The sequence below is a fragment of the Terrisporobacter vanillatitrophus genome (assembly GCF_051148895.1).
In the GTDB taxonomy this organism is placed as follows: domain Bacteria; phylum Bacillota; class Clostridia; order Peptostreptococcales; family Peptostreptococcaceae; genus Terrisporobacter; species Terrisporobacter vanillatitrophus.
Genome location: NZ_CP154625.1, coordinates 271,165 through 290,411, shown reverse-complemented (window position 1 = coordinate 290,411; position 19,247 = coordinate 271,165). Strand labels below are relative to the sequence as shown.

Sequence of the window (19,247 nt, the reverse complement as noted above, 5' to 3'; positions counted from 1 at the left end):
TTTTCTTGCATTTCCATTAATAACATGCTATTTTCTAATTATAAGAATTATTACAATAATTCCATTAAAAAAGGGGGGACTTTAAATGTTAGATTGGAATCCAGATCTTTATTTAAAATTCGAAAAAGAAAGAACACTACCTGCCAAAGATTTAATATCAAGAATAGAGGTAGTAAATCCAAAAAAAATACTAGATGTTGGATGTGGATCAGGAAATAGTACTCACGAGCTAAAGAAAAGATGGCCTAATTCAGAAATAATAGGCATTGATAATTCAAAAGCTATGATTGAAAAAGCTAGAAGTTTATATGATGATACTAAATTTATTTTACAAGATGCAACGGATGATTTATCCGCGTTAGGTAAATTTGACATCATATTTTCTAATGCTGCTATTCAACGTATTCCTGATCATGAAAATTTAATAAAATCTTTATATAATTCACTTGAAGATAAGGGTATACTTGCCATACAGCTACCTTTAGTTGATGAAGTCAAGGCTCAACAAGCATTATATGAATTAGAACATGTGAAAAAATACAAGCAATATCTAGATAATAGAAGTTTAAGATTTAACACTAAATCTAAAGAGTATTACTATGATATTTTATCTTCATTATTTAATCCAGAGAGCATATATATTTGGTCTACTACATACACTCATGCCATGGATAGCTTAGATGATATCTTAAAATGGTATGAAAGTACGACTTTAGTCCCTTATTTGGATGCATTCCCAGATGAAGAAATAATTTCAAACTTTAAAAATAACTTCTATATTAAACTTAAAAATGTATATTTCCCAAGACCTAATGGTTCTGTTTTATTTAATTATGAAAGATTATTTTTAGTTGCTGCAAAATAGATAAAAAATAAGGTATATGTTGACATATACCTTATTTTTTATACTTAAAACAAATTTGATTATATTATCTCCTTAAAATCCCATATAAATCTATCACTTATTTTTTTTATCTCTTCAATGTCACAATCTGAATATTTATCATATACACCTATAGCTTTAAAATCAGCCTTTTTCAGAGTATTTATTGCTACTAAAATATCCTCAAAACCAACACAGTCTTGCGGATTCAGGTCTAATTTTTCTGCAGCTAATAAATATATATCTGGATAATTTTTATCACGTTTTACATCTTCTAAAGAGGTCAATACATCAAAGTACTCATATATATGATTATTTTTTAATACAGGTTCATAAAGTATTCTTGGCGATGATGTTGATAATGCTATTTTAATATTATTGTCCTTTAGTTTCTTTAAATATTCTTTTACATTGGCCTTTAGCTTAATATTATTCGAATACTCATATATGGCCATTTCATTCCACTCTTTTATAAGATCCTTTTCACTTTCTTTTAAATTGAATCTCTCTATAGTATACTGTGCTACTTTGTCAAAACTCATGGAATTTATTTTTTCTATGTAATCAGATGGAATATCTATATTTCGCTTTTCTAAAAATTCATTATCTATTTTCTCCCACACTCCCATAGAATCTATCAAAGTTCCATCTAAATCAAATATGGCTCCCTTAAAATCAAACATACTTATCCTCTTATTCATTAAATACCATTTATTTTATTCTATAAATTATTTTAATTCTTTAAATTAAATAGAACATAATTATATTATATACATATTATAATTATTACCTAGCCTTCTTTTATACTTTATTTAAAGTTTTATTATAAAAAACCTCTAAATCTTTAGAATTTAGAGGTTTTTTCTTTACATATAATTTTTATTTAAATATTTTATTGAATAATCTATTTTCTTCTACTGCACTAGTTAAATCCACTAATTTACTAGTGTCACCTATTAGTATAACTCCACTTAAACGATTATTTACAAAATAGTATTTTTCATAAGTTTGCTTTTGTTCATCTGCAAATTCTACTGTTTTGTATTTCTTATTTGGATTTTTTCCATTGTCGCCTATGGCAAATAAAGAAGTATCCATTCCATTAAAAGTAAGTCCCGCACTAACTGTTTCATATTTCAATGAATCTCCAGCTGCATTTGAACCTGCAACTTTACCCATTTCTACAGCCTGTGGCCATATAGCATAATTTATATTTTCAAATTCTGCACAATCTCCACATGCATATATACCTGATATATTAGTTTCCATTTTTTCATTTACTATTACTGCCTTATTTACATTTATTCCACAAGTTGATGCCAATGATGTATTAGCCCTAACACCACAAGACATTACTACTAAATCTGCTGGTATCATTTGTCCATCACCAAGTTTTACTCCTGTAACACTATCTTCTCCTTCAATACTATCAATTTTAACATTTAATTTTAAATCTATTCCTGTTCCTTTAATTATATTAGCTAAAAAGTCTCCAGACTTTTCATCTAATTGACGTGACATTAAACCAGGTGCAAGCTCTAATACAGTTACATTACATTTAGCTTTACAAAGTTCCCAAGCTGCTTCTAATCCCAGCACTCCTCCACCTATAACCACTACATTTTTAACATTTGGAAGTACTTCATTTATTTTATCAGTATCAGATATTCTTCTAATTGCAATTACTCCTTCTTTATCGTGGCCAGCAATTGGTGGTATAAATGATTCTGCACCTAGTGCATAAATACATTTATCGTATTTAAGTTTTATATCACCATCTAAAGTTACTATTTTCTCTTCCGTATTTATATCTATTACATTTTTATCTAATATATTAGTTATATTATGTTCTTTGTACCATTCTTCATTATAAATAGCCAACTGATTAGCATCAAACTTAGCAATCATACTCTTAGTAAGCATTGGTCTATTATAGCTTAATACATTTTCATTTGATATCATAACTATATTACAAGAATTGTTTCTTTCTCTTATAGCTTTCGCAGCGTTTATACCAGCAGCACCATTACCAAGAATTAAGAAGATTTCATTTGTGTTTTTATTAAAATTGTTCTCTTCTACATTAACCGGTATAAAGTTTTCTCTTCCCACACCACATACTGGGCATATATCTAAGCTAGCATCAAATATTTCTCCACAAACTACACATTTTACTAATGGTGTTTCTGTTACTTTATTTTTAACTTTTTTATTTTCCTTATTTAACAATATACATCCAAAATTAAATCCATATTCATAGGCATTTTTCAAATCTGTTTTCCCTGGTTTAAACTTAACTCTAAATCCATCTACAACTTTCATTTTAAGTTGTTTTAATCTTTCTAAAATATTAGGAACTCCTTCTCCACTCCAGCCATAACTACCAAAAGCACTGGCAAGTTTTCCTCCATGAGTTACTGCAAATATTGAAGTTGTTAAATCCCAAATAGGTTTTAATGCTTCTCCCACAATTGTTGGTGTTCCAAATAGTAGTCCATCTGCAAAACCTATCTCTTCTAGCACCTTGTCTATATCACTTTCAACTAAGTCATAAATTCTAACATCTATATCTCCACTATCTTTTATACCTTTTTCTATTTCATGTGCTAATTCTTTTGTATATCCATAAGCACTAACATAAGGTATTATCACTGTTTTTCTTGGATTAGGATTTATAACTGTACACCATTTTTTGTAAGTTTCTTTTATTTCATCAATTCTACAATCTATTACAGGTCCATGCCCTGTACAAATCATATTTACTTTTAAGTCTTTTATTTTGTCTAAAGCTTTTAACATATGTGGTTTAAATGGACCTATTATATTATCAAAGTAATATTTTGCAGCCCTCATATATCCTTCATTATCAGTTACTTTGCTTAATACAATATCATCTAAACAGTAGTGAGAACCAAATGAATCACATGTAATTAAAGTTTCATCTTCTTCTATATAAGTATACATAGTATCTGGCCAATGTAAGTGTGGTGCAGAAATAAATCTTAGGGTTTTATCTCCAATTTTTAAGATATCGTTATCCTTAACAGTTAAACTATAAAAGTCATGATTAACTATATTTTTCAAAAAGTTTATTGCTACTGTGCTTCCTACTACTTTTATATTTGGATTCATGTTTATTAGTTTTTCCACACTACCTGCATGATCCGGTTCAGTATGATTAACTACAATATAGTCAATCTTACTTATATCTACTATTTGCTTTAAACTTTCTAAATAAGAATCGAAAAATTTAGCTTTGGCTGTCTCAAATAATACAACTTTATCATTTGTTTTTAACACATAAGAATTATAAGTAGTACCGAACTCTGTTTCCATAATAATATCAAAAACTCTTAAATCCTTATCTAATACTCCTGACCAATAAAAATCTTTTTTTAATTCTTTAAAATCCATAATTGACCTCCCTTTTTATATATAATAATTAAAATTTTAGTCTATATTTCATTATTGTTATTTTTTTATCATATGTATTATATATATTTACCCCATTATTATAGCTTGTAAACTTATTAATAACACTATATAGTAAAATTAATATAAAAAATAAACTCCTTTTATATAAGAGGAGTCTATTTCTAAATCATCTATGCTTAATCTAATTGTTATAATTTAAATTATGTTTTTACAATCATTGCATACTTTATTTTCTACTGAGTTTTTCGCACCACAAACTTCACAAAATACATGAGTAAAATCTTTTAACATACCACCACAATCTTGACAGAAATTAACATTATCATAGTTAACTTCTCCACACTTATTACAAATTTGAACTTCACTAATATCTTTTTTTATTTCCACCATGCTTGCTAGCCTCCCATTTTTTAATTCATTGACTATAATGCACACTATTCACTATATATTATAGTTCAATTTTACATAATTAACAATATTGTGTATCATATTTATTATTTATTTTATTATTAGTGTATAATATTTAAGTTATATAAGCCTTCTCCAACACATTTTCATGTTCTTTTTAATATAAATATCAATTTACTTTAGTTTTTTTTTACAACTATAATTAAATGAGAGTACAAATTGAGTTGGATTAAAAGCATATGTTAATCATAAATGAAAAGTACTTCAACTTAATGAATTAAATGATAATCTATTAAATTCTACTACTATTTTTAAATCTGTCGGCATAGGCTTGTTTGATTTATTCGCCGCTGAAGCCATATATAAACGCGCTCTTGAAAACGGAGATTCAATAGATATAGATTTGTAAAAATCGAGTAGGAGCTAAATAATTATTTTATTTAGCGTCCTCTCACACCACCGTGCGTACCGTTCGGTACACGGCGGTTCATTAAGTTCCATGCACTTTTAAATATCTCTTGGAAATACTCATATATCCTATTTCTTCTAGGTATTTATTTGTAAGTGTTTTTGATAGGATTGGGCTACCGGATATTCTCCAGTAGCCTTTTCTTGTATTTGAATATTGGTAGGCCTTATATTTATCCATTCCAAGTTTAACAAGATTCTTACACTTCGTCCTTGGTAATTTCCATTGTTTCCAGATACATGCTCTAAGTCTTCGCCTAATCCATTTTTCAATATTTTGTATATTGCCTTTAGCTTTCGCTATGCCAAAGTAATTAATCCAACCTATCATAAGTTGATTAAGTTTCAACATTCTCCATCCCATATCTATTCCTTTATTTCTATTTGTAATTTCTATTACTTTAGATTTTAGTTTATTATATGAGCTTTCATGTATCCTTATTTGGGCGCCGCCCTTTGTAAAATAGAATGAAAATCCTAGAAATTTTCTGCGACTAACTAAGTCAACGGCACTTTTCTTTTCATTTATTTTAAGTTTTAATTCATTTTCAATTAATTTCTTAATACTGTTTAAAACTCTTAACCCTGCTTTTCTACTTTTAACGTAGATATTACAGTCATCTGCGAATCTACAGAATTTATGACCTCTTCTTTCTAATTCTTTATCAACCTCATCAAGCATTATATTTGATAGAAGCGGACTTAATGGTCCTCCTTGGGGAGTTCCTTCTTCATTTGATACGATAACTCCATTTAACATTATTCCACTTTTAAGATATTTCCTTATTAAGTCTAATACTCTTTTATCTTTAATTTGTCTTGATAATCTATCAATTAAAATGTCATGATTTACTTTATCAAAGAATTTCTCTAAATCCATATCTACTACCCATTTATATCCTTCATTTATATATTCTAAGGATTTCTTTATTGCTTGATGCTGACTTCTGTTTGGTCTAAAACCATAACTACTATTAGAGAAAATTGGTTCATATACAAATGTCAACGCTTGTGCTATTGCTTGTTGTATCATTCTATCTACTACTGTTGGAATTCCAAGCATCCTAGTCCCACCGTTAGGTTTAGGTATTTCTACCCTTCTAACAGGTGATGGTTTGTATGTTCCATCTAATAATTTAGATTTCATTGTAGTCCAGTGCTTTTTGCAATAGTCGTGAAGTTCATCAGTCTTTATTCCATCAACACCGTGACTACCTTTATTCTTGATTACTCGTTGCATAGCACGATACATATTATCTTTTGCTAAGATTTTATCGAGTAAATTATTAGTAGATATTTTTGCACGGTTCTCTATTTCTACCTTCGGTAATACCGAAGCTACGCTATGCACTCCATGTTTATTTCCAGTTTCCAACTTTACTTCCACACGGTAGCCTGAATATTCAGTTGTCTGCACTTTATCCACGTTCTTCAATTTATCCAAAGTTGAAAACCTCCTTAATGTTCAGTCCTTCCTATTGATTGCGCAGTCAATAGTACTATGACGTCTGCTGACTTCTGATAGTTCAATTACATATCACTATGTAGGTTATCATCTAGGAAGTTCATCCTCTATTAATGATATATCTATCAGACCTCCCCAGGTAAGAGCAACAACCTTCATCTCATATATCTGCTACATTTACTATTAGAAATTTTGGATAGTGTTGGACTTTGTCTTGTTACGCAAACTCGTCCGTTTCCAATAGCCTCATATGTAGTTCGTGTTCCTCAGACCAAGACTTTGCCGTAGGCTTCCTTCAGATTCCACCTCACGATGGACACCCTTGCCATTAGCTAGCGGTTCCCACTATCAAGCCCGCAACGGACTTTCACCGTCAAGTTGTTGCCCATGCTGGGCACACATAAAAAGTAGAGAAATTAAATTTCTCTACTTTTTTATCTTTTCTTAAATATAACATCTACATTTCAATATGAAGGATTGTTTAATTTGAATATATTTAGGTGAAAAATATTAGCACTTTAATCTTCTAATATATCATGTTCTATCTTCGTAGGATGATAACACAGCTGAACAACACCTGAAGAGAACTTTCTAATATCAACTAGTTTAAGATCTTGTCTTTTATTTATATCTGTAAACAAGTACTTACCTGATCCTAAAATAACAGGATGAATGGAAAGTCTATACTCATCAACGAGCCCTAAATTCATAAATGTTGTTATAAGACTAGCTCCCCCATATAGCCAAATATCCTTACCTGGTTCTTCCTTTAGTTTATTCATTTCTTCCACTATGTTATCATTTACCACTATACCATTATCTATATTGGTTAGTGTTTTTGAGAATACATATTTTTTCTTGTCGTGAACTAATTCCCAAATTTCTTTTTCTATATGCGAACTTTTATTGTTAGGAATATATTTCCCCCACAAATCATAAGATTTTCTACCATATAATATGGTATCTATACTATTTAAGAACTTAGTAAAATCCATATCCCCATCCATTATGCACCAATCAGTTTCACCATTTATACCTTCTATAAAACCATCTAATGAAACTGCTAAATCTAAAACTATTTTTCTTGTCTCATTACTAATCATAATGATTCACCTCCATAAAGGACTTCTTTTATGTGTTCATTATTAAATTTGAATCATACACAGTCTTAATATAATCCTTCTTTTGATGTTAGCATTTCAAGATTATTAAATATTTTTTCTTCATCCCATTCCCACCATCTAAGTTTTAATAATGATTCAATTTTTTCATCACTAAAACGTTTTTTAATAAATTTTGCCGGATTACCACCATATATTGTATATGGTTCAACATTTTTTACTACAGTTGAATTAGTAGCAATAATCGCCCTATCACCTACCTTAACTCCAGGCATAATAGTTACATTTTCACCTATCCATACATTATTTCCAATTATTGTATCTCCCTTAAAAGGTAACTGTTCTACCGTTGGAGTGACTCTTTGCCAACCATTACCAAAGATATTAAATGGATAAGTAGTTATACATGGTTTGCTCCATTCATAATGAATTTAACACCCTCTGCTATTGCACAAAACTTGCCTATAATTAATTTATCTCTCAAGAATTCATAATGGTGCTCTATATTATCATAAAATTTTTCAGGAGACCTTTTATTATCACTATAATAAGTATACTCTCCAATTTCTACATTTGATCGTTTAGGTAAATTACTTATATAGCACACTGTTTTTATGTTTTCATTTGGATATAATTTTATTTTATCTGGTCCTATCATAATATATACGTTCCATTTCATCCTATAATTTATTTATTATTACTTATCATTTCTTATAAAAACTACAAAACTTCTAATAAATTAACTGATCAATTTTATTACTTCCCCATTTTGTAAACCAAAATTCTTCTTCACCTGGAATAATCTCATGTGCTTTGGCATTTTCTGTTGATAAAGTATATTCAACAAATTCTCATACTATAGTAATTTTTCCTATTTTGTTACCTTGATTGTCTATAAAACACATTGCTCCATTGGAAATCTATACTCATTTATCTTTATATTCATACAATTATCATCCTTTCATTTTTCAACTGAAACAAAAAACCTTTCCTAACTATCAAGTTTGGGAAAGGTTAATAAGTATCATTCTATATAAAGATAATACAAAACAACTATCTTAACAATAAGAATAGAATAAGATTGCTCTATAAATATAAGTTAAACATGACACAATCATAGTCCTATCCAAAACTTATAGTAGTTTAGATTAACATAAAATAACATATCTTAAATTCTTAGATATGTTGTACTTCATCTATACTACTGTAACCTTTTAAAACCAGATAAGATTATACAATCATTTTAACTAATCACCTCAATATTTTTATTTTGAAATACATTTTAATTATAAAATTTTGAAAAATATTTGTCAATAAATCTACTTTTGACAATAATATATAATTGCTTAGTAGAGGAAATTCCTCAAATGCTGTCCACTAAATTGGTTAATATATTTTTTAAATCTATTAACCAATTTATATGTACTTGAAATACATTCTAATTAATGTTTCATAATGAGTTTCCAATAACTTTGTGACTTCTTCTGATTCAACGATACGATTTACAGCAATGCCTGGTAAAATAATTGATTTTGTACACTCTTTTGCTGTATCATTCTCAATTTGACAAAACTCATCATCATGAGTACAGAATGGAATTATTGTTTTGCCTGTAAAATCATGTTATCTAAAAAAACTCATAACCGGCGTAACTAATGTTTTAAACCAATTAGGTGTACTTATAAATATAATTTGATAATCATCTATTGACTCATTCCCATATATTAACTTAGGACAAAATTCTCGATAAATTTGATTTCTTACTTACTTTTATGATTGGAACATTGTGGTCAGGCAGAGCGGTTACAGATATAATATCTCCTCTATCTGCACAAATGACGGATACTACATTTAGAAAGCACCTAGTTACATAGTTCACATATGTCATAGCTAGTGTTATCACTACCACTATAGCTTATATAGCAGTAGGATTTTTCGCATAAATAATACAAGAGTGAAGGAAGCCAGTTCGCTTCCTTCGTTTGCATTATTGTTTAATTTTTAATATGAATTATTTAATATCTTTAAATAATATATCTGGCATTACTTTGCTTTATATACAAGTTTAGTAATCATACCACCAGGGGACTCCCCGTTATTGGATTGATGGAAAGTTTTTGTACCATTTACTGGCCATATCCCAGGATTGTTTGACAGGAATTCAACATCAATTCGCCTTCCCGAAGCAACATCAATTGTGTCATCAAATTCTTTCCTCGAAAATCCATCTACAGCAACAACAACAAAATCGTGACCATGTATGTGCATTGAATGAGAATTGCTTGATTTATTTATGAATCTTATCCTTATCTTTTCTCTATATATTGTATAAAGTGGTGTAGTGTCTGGAAAAGCCTTGCCGTTGATAGTGAAAAAATTGGGGTTTCTATCAAACTCATTAGGCTTATATATTCCAGGATACACCTTGCCGAGTGAAAGTTGCGGTATTTCCCACTGCTGAAGTAATAATATATAGTCTGCATAGGGAATCTCCATGTCCATCATTTTTTCTTCTGTAGGTAATATAACAAATGCCCCTATCAGTCCCTGTGCTGCCTGCTGTTCCATAGTAGAGTGATAGAAAAATGTTCCTACCTGCCATGCTAAAAATCTATAGGTAAAACTTTCACCTGGCATAATCTTTTTGGTGCAGGGTTCTATATCTGGCGCACCATCCTGACAGTTTGGCTTTGAAAGCCCATGAACATGCAAAGCTGTAGGTTTATCTAACCTATTTTCTACAGTTAAGTTAATCCACTCTCCTTGCTTGATCACAATTACAGGTCCTGGTGTTGAACCATTATATCCAATAGCATCTATGGTAATATTCTTAAGTATGTTGTGTTTTATAGGTTCTGCTATTAAATGAAAATGTCTCGTATTGTTTCTATAAGTATATTTAGCAAATGGTACATCTGGAGATTTAAGCCGCATTTCCCAAGTATTCATTAAAAGCCTCCTCATAAAATTTCTGAAACTGCGAACTAACTATTTTACAGTTCATTTCATATTATGATTTGGCTTTGTTATATGTTACAACAACCACTTATGGCTCATTTTTGTTACCTTTAAATTTTTCAGTTTTAATCTCCTCAAAGATATTATTGACTTGATTCTGATTATTTTGAGATTTGGTATGGTTATTAATAATATTTTTCAGTTCAGTCATCTCCTTCATCAGCTTAATAAAATCCTCCTGTGTTAAAGGCTTTTTATTATCCATGAGCTCATAGCCAAGCTGACCGCTTACTTCGATGGTAGCATATTTCACATCCTCTATTGAAGAAATGCCAGACTGTCTTAGACGAGTTTCCAGCCTGTCAATAGACATTCTAAGCCTCTTCAAATTTTTAAGAATTGGTTTACCATTTTCAACAACAATCACAGACTTCCCTGAAATAAAGGTTTCTAAAAAGTCTATCTTTATCTCTAAATACTCGAATATTATCATTAAAACTGTTAGTACTAGTGCTACTAGAAAGGTAATAAGTAGTCCCTTACCTGATACAGGCTGAACAAGCAATGAGCCCAGTCCTATCATTACTATAACTTGAGATATTGTCATCTGTGAAATAGATTTTCGTCCGCCTAATCTTAATATAAAGGTTCCAACAATAAATATTAGCGTTGACTGCCAAATCCAATTTAAATCCATATATTCTCCTCCTTATATCAACTTTTCTCACTACTCCTTAGTATCGCAAATATATATCCGTTTATTCTATCAATTGTGAACTATAGTTAAGAAGCTTTATATATCTTTAGTTTAATAAAAAAGAATCCGGTCAAAGTTAATTATAACCTTAACCGGAATTCTTGTTTTATTCAATCTCGCATTCAATCTCCGTACCGTCTAACAGCGTCACAATAATCCTATTATCTTAAAACACAGTCATCCTTTCAATAATGCTAAAATACAAATCCATATCAAATTCTCCTATTGGTTCTGCATTTTCTATTTTTTTCATAAACTGTTTTGCCTTATATCTTTAAAGCAAGCTATCACTTTTTAAATGTTCCTTCCACTTCTCCATAAAATAATTCTTATTTTCAATCATTGAATTAAAGATATTTATAAAAGTTTGGTATAAAACACTATCATCTATCTGCTCTGCTTATTCTCACAGATCTTCTCACCTTTTACAGTTTACTTCTTATTACATCTCTAAATAATTCTTCTAAGTCTTTCATTGTTGGAGTTCCATGCCTTTCTACCAAAGATGCTACCACAGTGTCTACAAATAGCTCTTCTCACAAAAGGATTATCAACTGTGGCATAATCTAATTTCAATAAGTGGAATAACAGCGAAAGCTGTATATGAATATCTCTTAGATAGAAACTACGATATTGAATTGTACTCAAATTTTATCAAATATATCAAATCAAAAAATAACGAGGAATTCATAATAAGTATATTCAACTATAAATCAGGAAATTCTAGGTATTGTAATTTTGAATATAGAAAAACAAAAACTCAACAAGATTTATTCGAATGTCTAATATCATTATTTAAAGCCACCTGAGGTGTACCTTCAGAAATTTTGTTTGATAATATAATTTATGACTTGAGTAATCTAGAAATAAATGCTAAAAAGGAAAGAGATAAAACAGCATGTATAAAAGTTATAAACTTTCCATTTATCAAAACCTTGGAAGACTTTAACTTTACATTTCAATCAGCTGTAAATAAACAAGAAATTTTAGATTTATCTACGTTTAGATTTACAGAGAATAATGAAAATATATTATTAGCAGGAACATCTGGAGTTGGCAAGACTCATCTTGCTACCTCCATTGGAATCAAAAGTGCCATAAATAGATATTCTACATATTTTATACCTTTTCAAGAATTGATTCAGCAACTTAAAAAGGCGTTAGCCGAAAACAGATTAGACGCTAGACTTAAACACTTTTCAAAGTATAAAGTTTTAATTGCTGATGAAATTAAAACTTTACCAATAGATACTGATACTGCAAATCTACTTTTTCAGATAATTTCGAAAAGATATGAAAGGCATTGTACCATAATAACTACTAATTCTAATTTTTCAAAATGGAGTAACATCGTTGGATCTCCAACTATAGCTAATGCTATTTTAGATAGGTTACTTCATAATTCTCATATTATTTCAATAAAAGGTCCATCATATAGATTAAAATCTAAGCTTAATTATTTAGATAGTTCTTCTTCTAGCAATTCTTAAAATTAGATTTTTTGTACATAATTATTTTCTATTTTTTATACAAAAATATATTGTAATTTACATTTGTTTATTTTTACACAAAAATGCACCCTATAGGGTGCAAATCAATAAAAAGTATATTTGTTAGAACATAAAATAAACTTCCATATTCAATTAGAAATTTTCAAAGTTTTTGATATCAGCCTATTTTTTCTCTATCAAAGCTACACATTCCACGTGAACACTATGAGGGAACATATCTACTGGTTGTACCTCTAAACATTTATATCCTCTTTCATCTAGATAATTTAAATCTCTCGCTAAAGTTGATGGATTACATGACACATAAACTACTCTGTCTGGTTGCATGGATACAATTGTATCTAATACTTTTTCATCACAACCTTTTCTAGGTGGGTCAACAACTACTACATTAGCACGTTTCCCTTGTTTATACATCTTTGGAACGACCTCTTCAGCTTTTCCTACATAGAATTCTACATTCTCTAAATTATTTATCTTCGCATTTATTTTTGCATCTTTTATTGCTTCTTCTACAATCTCTATTCCGTACACTTTTTTAGCTTTTTGTGCTAAAAATAATGAAATAGTTCCGATTCCACAGTATATATCAAATACTGTATCATTTTCTCCTAAGTTAGCATATTCTAATGCTTTATTATATAGTACTTCCGTTTGAACAGGATTAACTTGGAAGAATGATAATGGTGATATTTCAAATACTAAATCTCCGATATTATCATTAATCTTTCCATCTCCATAAATTACTCTATTTTCATTACCTAATATTACATTTGTTTTTTCCCTATTTACGTTAACTACTAAAGTTTTAAATCCTGGAATATTTTCCTTTAGTACAGATGCTAATTCATTTAAATATGGCAATTTTCTTCCGTTGGCAACTAATACTACCATAACTTCTTTAGTAGTAAAACCTACCTTTGTTACTAAATGCCTTAAAACTCCTGTATGAGTTTTTTCATCATATATACTAACTTTATAAGCTCTTATATAAGTTTTAATTATTTTAATTATTTTATCATTTACATCATGTTGTATAATACATTGGTCTGTAGGTATAATATCATGGCTCTTCTTTTTATAAAAACCAATTATAGGTACTCCATCCACTTTTTGAATAGGAAATTGAGCCTTATTTCTATATCTAAAAGGTTCTTCCATTCCTAAAGCATTATGAATTACCACATCATCAAGTTTTCCAATTCTACTTATAACCTGTTTAACTTCATTAGTTTTTATATTAAGTTGTTCTTTGTAGTCTAATTCTTGAATTTGACATCCACCACATTCTTTAAGTTCTTTACTACATTTCCTTTCAACTCTATATGGTGATGGTTCTAGTATTTCTACTATTTCTCCAACGGCATAGTTCTTTTTTGATTTAGTTATCTTAACTTTAACCTTGTCTTTTACTAATCCGCCATCTACAAAAACTGTAAATCCTTCAAATTTACCAATTCCAACTCCACCTTGACCTATATCAACTATCTCTACAACGTACATCTTATCTTTTGATAACATAGGCTTTCCTCCGCACAATTAAATTTAGACTTCAAACATTTATTTTATCAAAAAAATAAGGACTATTAAAGCCCTTATATAAATAAATCTCTATTTTTTAATCCTAGATAAAATTGTGTACATGCAAGTATAAATAAAATAACTCCTCCTATAGAGCCTATGTACACTAGCTTTTCAGCAAAACCTTGTGATAATCCACTACTTACAATTTGCCCAACATAATAATTAAAGTTTTGCATTGCTTGGTATCCATATCTCATCCATGTAACAGCTGTCATAATTCCCATAGGAACTATACTCATGCTCATATAAAATCCATTTATTGATCTTTGTTTACTACCTTTAACTCCCAATATGATTGGTACTAAAAATAATAAGGGTAACATATATCCGTAAAATTGAGGCGTTAAAGCTAAAAATAATGCTGCAGTTAAATAAAACGCTAATAAATAGTTCTTTAATACATTTGTTTCACCTTTAAAGTCTCTTAAAGATGCTTTTAAATATCTTATATATACTGGCAACTCATTTTCAATGCCCTGAGTATCTCTACCCATTCTCATATCCTTAATTAATTCTTTACCTTTTCCATTAAGCTGATTATATTGTTTATTAAAATATTCTTGTACTTCTACCTGCTCGTATTCAGATTTTAACTTTTCCAAATCAGACAAATATTTTTGTCTTTTTCTTTCTTTTACGCCCTTCAACTTCTTTAATTCAGAGATTAATTGGCTAATCGTCATAACTACTAATCCTGTACTCATACAAGCACCCCCTTATATTTATGATACTATATAGGCACTATTACTTCTACATTTTCATAATATTATTTATAAGTTCTTTTTTGTATATCTTTATTATTTATATAAAGAACCCTACAAAGTTGTAGGGCTCTCTTTATTCAAACTATCTTATGGTTAAAATTCTATTTCCCGTGGTTTATTATTTTATTTAATGCTATTCCACTACAACCTAATATAATAACCCACACTATTAACATAAAAGTCCACGCAGCTCCTGTCATTATATTCACCATCCTTTAAATTTAATCTATAATAAGATTAAAATTTTATTAAGCTTCTACCTTATTATTTTGTATTTCTGAACTGTATTTAGATTTGATAGATTTATATGTTTGTATAAATCCAGCTACTAATACAACAACAACGACTGCTCTAGCAAGATTTACCCATACTGCATAATCTGGTATTTCTGCAATATAAGAAGGTACTGCTTTAAAGTTACCTGCTAGATAATAGTCTTTAGTAAATATAGCTAAGAATATAATTATAGAAACTGGTGTTAAGAATTGATGGAATAATCTAAAGAACCATTTTGGTACTTTCCATAATCCACCTTTATTTATTTCTTCTAATGCAGGATCTTTAACTAACCAAGCTACAACTACAACTTCTATTAATCCAAGAACAATTAATAAGTAGTTTCCTATCCAGTTATCAACTTCTGTAAAGTAAACTAAGTTAGCTTCACCTGTCATAACACATTCTAATGCTATTGGAGTACCAACTATTAAATATGCTACGAATATAATCCAAGCACCTTTCTTTCTTTCTATTCCTAAATCTTCTTCTAGTAATGCAACTAAATAGTTATACATTGCTATAGCTGAAGTAAATCCAGCAAAGAATAATAAGAAGAACCATACAGCACCAAATATTCTACCACCAGTCATACCTGTAAATACATTTGGTAAAGCCATAAATGCAAGTCCTATACTACCTTTTATACCTTCTGGTCCAAGGAACGCATATGAAATAGGTATAACAGAAGTACCAGCAAGTATAACTTCAGCAAATTCATTTAATGATACTGTAGCAACAGAAGCAGCTACTATATCTTCATCAGCTTGTAGGTAAGAAGCATAGTTACAAATAATACCCATACCTAAAGATAATGTGAAGAATATTTGTCCTGTTGCAGTTACTACTGAAGCAGAAGTTAATTTACTTAAATCTGGATTCCATACGAAGTTTAATCCATGCATTGATGACCAATCAGGATTAACTGGAGCACCTAATGTTAAAGCTCTTATAACAAGTATAATACCAAATATATATATTGTTGGCATCATTACTTTAGCCCAAGCTTCTATCCCATCAGATACACCTTTCATTACAGCCCATCCAAGTAAAGCTAGTGATATTACCCAGAATATTAACATTTTAGGGTCAGTTATATAATTTACGAAGAATGTAGAACCATCAACGCCTACATAACCACCAGTTAATGATTGTACTGCATATCCTAATGCCCATCCTATGATATGAGTATAATAAGAGTTAACTAATAATGTAACTCCAAATGCTATAGCTCCAGCAAGAGCTCCAAGTATAATTGCAGTTTTTGGTTTTACAGCTTTTTTAGCTTGTAAATAAATCATTGGACCTACTGTTCCATGTCCATGAGCTCCACCATAACGACCTATACTCCATTCTATTAACATTACAGGTATACCTATAACTATTAGAGCAAAGAAGTATGGTATCATAAATGCGCCACCACCATTTGTAGCAGCTATATACGGGAATCTCCAGAAATTCCCTAATCCAACAGCATTCCCTGCCATTGCTAAGATAAGACCTATCTTAGAACCCCATTGTTCTCTGTTTTCTGCCATTTGTTACTCCCTCCTTTTTATTTTTGTATGACGGAAAATAAAACCTAAAAGAAATAACCAGATTAAAACCCTTTATTTTGTCGATATATTCACATTTTTGTAAATATTCTGATTATTCAATTTATAAAAATAACCACTAAGACTTTGGTATTATCTGAGTGGTCATTTTATATAATAGTACCATCATTTATTAAAACATGCAATAATTCTCTTAGAATTTATTTTTAGCATATAACTATATAAATCATGTTTTAATAAAATATTAATGTACTATATTAAAATATATTAATTATTTTTTTATTTTATTCTTATAAAACTCTACTTGAACCTCTGTATACAGCACCTCTTGTAGTATCAACTGTTATTATTTCCCCATCTTCAACACTTGATAATATGTTTGTAGCAGATACGATAACTGGTTTTCCTAAGTTTATTCCAACTATGGCAGCATGAGAAGTCATTCCACCATCTTCTGTTACAATTGCAGCAGCTTTTTCTATATATGGATTCATTTCTTTATCAGTCATGCTAGTAACTAATATATCTCCTTCATTGAAATTCTCACACGTTTCTCCACTTTTAACTATACGTACGTTACCTTCAATTGTAGTTCTTCCTATACCTATCCCTTGGCATATTTCTTCACTTACAACATGTACTTTTATTAAGTTAGTTGTTCCGCTTACTCCAGTTGGAACTCCAGCAGTTATAACAACTAACTCTCCATCATGGATAAATCCTTCGTTTTTACTTGCTTCTATTGAGTTATCGATAAGATCATCTGTATTTCCTGCTTGTTGGCAGTTTACTGTATAAACACCCCAACTTAATGATAACTGTCTACTAGTTCTTTCGTTTGGAGTAGCTGCTATAATTGGAGTATTTGGTCTAAATTTAGAAACCATTCTAGCTGTATGCCCTGAAGATGTTGATGTAACTATTCCTGAAGCAGTTAAACTTTTAGCTGTTGTGCAAGTAGCATAACTTATTGCATCTGTAACATTTGTATTGTTTAATCCTTTGCTTCTTAAAATATTATCATAATCTAGAGTTTCTTCTATTCTTTTAGCTATTGTAGCCATTGTTTTAACAGCTTCTACTGGATATTTACCTGCAGCAGTTTCTCCTGATAACATGATTGCATCTGTTCCATCATATATAGCATTTGCAACGTCAGTTACTTCAGCTCTTGTAGGTCTTGGGTTTCTTATCATAGAATCAAGCATTTGAGTAGCTGTTATAACTGGTTTACCTAATTCGTTACATTTTTTTATCATCTCTTTTTGTACTATTGGCATTTCTTCAGTTGGTATTTCAACTCCCAAGTCACCTCTAGCAACCATTAAGCCATCAGAAACTTGTAGTATTTCATCTAAATTATCTACACCTTCTTGGTTTTCTATTTTTGATATTATTTGTATATAAGTAGCATCGTTATTTTCTAGGACTTCTCTTATAGCAAGAACATCAGCTGCTTTTCTAACAAATGAAGCCGCTATAAAATCTATTCCTTGAGTTATACCAAATTCTATATCTGATATATCTTTAGGAGTTAATGCTGGTAAGTTTATTTTTACACCGGGAACGTTTACACCTTTGTGGTTTTTAACTATACCTGAATTTTCAACTATACAGTAAATTTCTTCACCAGCAACCTCGTCAACCCTTAGTCCAACAAGACCATCATCTATTAATATTAAGTCGCCTTTTACAACATCATCAGCTAATCCTTTGTAACTAACTGTACAGATTTCTTTTGTTCCCACAACATCTGCCATAGTTATTGTAAATTTACTTCCTTCTTCAAGAAAAACTTCTGGATCTGCAAAGTTTCCAGTTCTTATTTCTGGACCTTTAGTATCTAGTAATATTGCAACTGATTTGTTAAGTTTTTCTCTAACTTTTTTTACAGCATCCATTCTTTCCTTATGTTCTTCGTGAGAACCGTGAGAGAAGTTAAATCTACAAACATTAAGACCATTTTCCATTAATTTAGTTAATGTTTCTTCACTTTGAGAAGCCGGTCCTAAAGTACAAACTATTTTTGTTTTCTTAGCACTTTTAAGCATTATATTATAT

Annotated in this window: 14 protein-coding genes and 1 pseudogene; 2 read left to right on the top strand and 13 right to left on the bottom strand. The window is 29.8% G+C overall.

Annotated elements, in window-relative coordinates:
• Window positions 1–85: 85 nt before the first annotated feature.
• Window positions 86–865: a methyltransferase domain-containing protein gene (locus TVTCOM_RS01625; RefSeq protein ID WP_434798114.1), complete on the top strand. Its 780-nt coding sequence runs from the start codon at window positions 86–88 to the stop codon at window positions 863–865.
• 59 nt (window positions 866–924) lie between these two features.
• Here TVTCOM_RS01625 and TVTCOM_RS01620 read toward each other — a convergent pair whose 3' ends face one another.
• The 9 genes and pseudogenes from TVTCOM_RS01620 to TVTCOM_RS01580 form a co-directional block, all read right to left on the bottom strand.
• Window positions 925–1,566: an HAD family hydrolase gene (locus TVTCOM_RS01620; protein WP_434798113.1), complete on the bottom strand. Its 642-nt coding sequence runs from the start codon at window positions 1,564–1,566 to the stop codon at window positions 925–927.
• Window positions 1,567–1,762: 196 nt separating this feature from the next.
• Complete coding sequence (locus TVTCOM_RS01615; protein WP_434798112.1) at window positions 1,763–4,297, bottom strand: FAD-dependent oxidoreductase; 2,535 nt, start codon at window positions 4,295–4,297, stop codon at window positions 1,763–1,765.
• A gap of 216 nt (window positions 4,298–4,513) precedes the next feature.
• Window positions 4,514–4,708 carry a double zinc ribbon domain-containing protein gene (locus tag TVTCOM_RS01610; RefSeq protein ID WP_434798111.1) on the bottom strand — a complete coding sequence of 65 codons (195 nt, stop codon included), beginning with the start codon at window positions 4,706–4,708 and terminating at the stop codon, window positions 4,514–4,516.
• Window positions 4,709–5,216: 508 nt separating this feature from the next.
• Complete coding sequence (gene ltrA, locus TVTCOM_RS01605; RefSeq protein WP_228110198.1) at window positions 5,217–6,638, bottom strand: group II intron reverse transcriptase/maturase; 1,422 nt, start codon at window positions 6,636–6,638, stop codon at window positions 5,217–5,219.
• A 539-nt stretch (window positions 6,639–7,177) separates the two neighbouring features.
• Window positions 7,178–7,762, bottom strand: a complete 585-nt coding sequence (locus tag TVTCOM_RS01600) for a dihydrofolate reductase family protein (RefSeq protein WP_434798110.1) — start codon at window positions 7,760–7,762, stop codon at window positions 7,178–7,180.
• Between the two features lie 65 nt (window positions 7,763–7,827).
• A pseudogene (locus TVTCOM_RS01595) lies at window positions 7,828–8,459 on the bottom strand (CatB-related O-acetyltransferase).
• Window positions 8,460–9,823: 1,364 nt separating this feature from the next.
• Window positions 9,824–10,729: a multicopper oxidase family protein gene (locus TVTCOM_RS01590; protein ID WP_434798109.1), complete on the bottom strand. Its 906-nt coding sequence runs from the start codon at window positions 10,727–10,729 to the stop codon at window positions 9,824–9,826.
• 97 nt (window positions 10,730–10,826) lie between these two features.
• Window positions 10,827–11,435, bottom strand: a complete 609-nt coding sequence (locus TVTCOM_RS01585) for a DUF421 domain-containing protein (protein WP_434798108.1) — start codon at window positions 11,433–11,435, stop codon at window positions 10,827–10,829.
• A gap of 510 nt (window positions 11,436–11,945) precedes the next feature.
• A complete protein-coding gene (locus TVTCOM_RS01580; RefSeq protein ID WP_434798107.1) occupies window positions 11,946–12,071 on the bottom strand; it encodes a hypothetical protein in 126 nt (41 codons plus the stop codon).
• 275 nt (window positions 12,072–12,346) lie between these two features.
• Here TVTCOM_RS01580 and istB point away from each other — a divergent pair, with 275 nt between their 5' ends.
• Window positions 12,347–12,985: an IS21-like element helper ATPase IstB gene (istB, locus tag TVTCOM_RS01575; RefSeq protein ID WP_434798106.1), complete on the top strand. Its 639-nt coding sequence runs from the start codon at window positions 12,347–12,349 to the stop codon at window positions 12,983–12,985.
• Window positions 12,986–13,168: 183 nt separating this feature from the next.
• Here the strand turns inward: istB and rlmD are convergent, their stop codons facing one another.
• The 4 genes from rlmD to pyk all read right to left on the bottom strand — a co-directional run bounded on the left by rlmD (window position 13,169) and on the right by pyk (window position 19,237).
• The gene (gene rlmD, locus TVTCOM_RS01570) at window positions 13,169–14,527 is read right to left on the bottom strand and encodes a 23S rRNA (uracil(1939)-C(5))-methyltransferase RlmD (RefSeq protein WP_434798105.1); all 1,359 of its coding nucleotides are present in this window, start codon (window positions 14,525–14,527) and stop codon (window positions 13,169–13,171) included.
• 74 nt (window positions 14,528–14,601) lie between these two features.
• Window positions 14,602–15,294 carry a hypothetical protein gene (locus TVTCOM_RS01565; protein WP_434798104.1) on the bottom strand — a complete coding sequence of 231 codons (693 nt, stop codon included), beginning with the start codon at window positions 15,292–15,294 and terminating at the stop codon, window positions 14,602–14,604.
• 308 nt (window positions 15,295–15,602) lie between these two features.
• Window positions 15,603–17,168, bottom strand: coding sequence for a sodium-dependent transporter (locus tag TVTCOM_RS01560; RefSeq protein ID WP_434798103.1), 1,566 nt, complete (start codon window positions 17,166–17,168; stop codon window positions 15,603–15,605).
• 308 nt (window positions 17,169–17,476) lie between these two features.
• A complete protein-coding gene (gene pyk, locus TVTCOM_RS01555; protein WP_434798102.1) occupies window positions 17,477–19,237 on the bottom strand; it encodes a pyruvate kinase in 1,761 nt (586 codons plus the stop codon).
• Window positions 19,238–19,247: the final 10 nt, after the last annotated feature.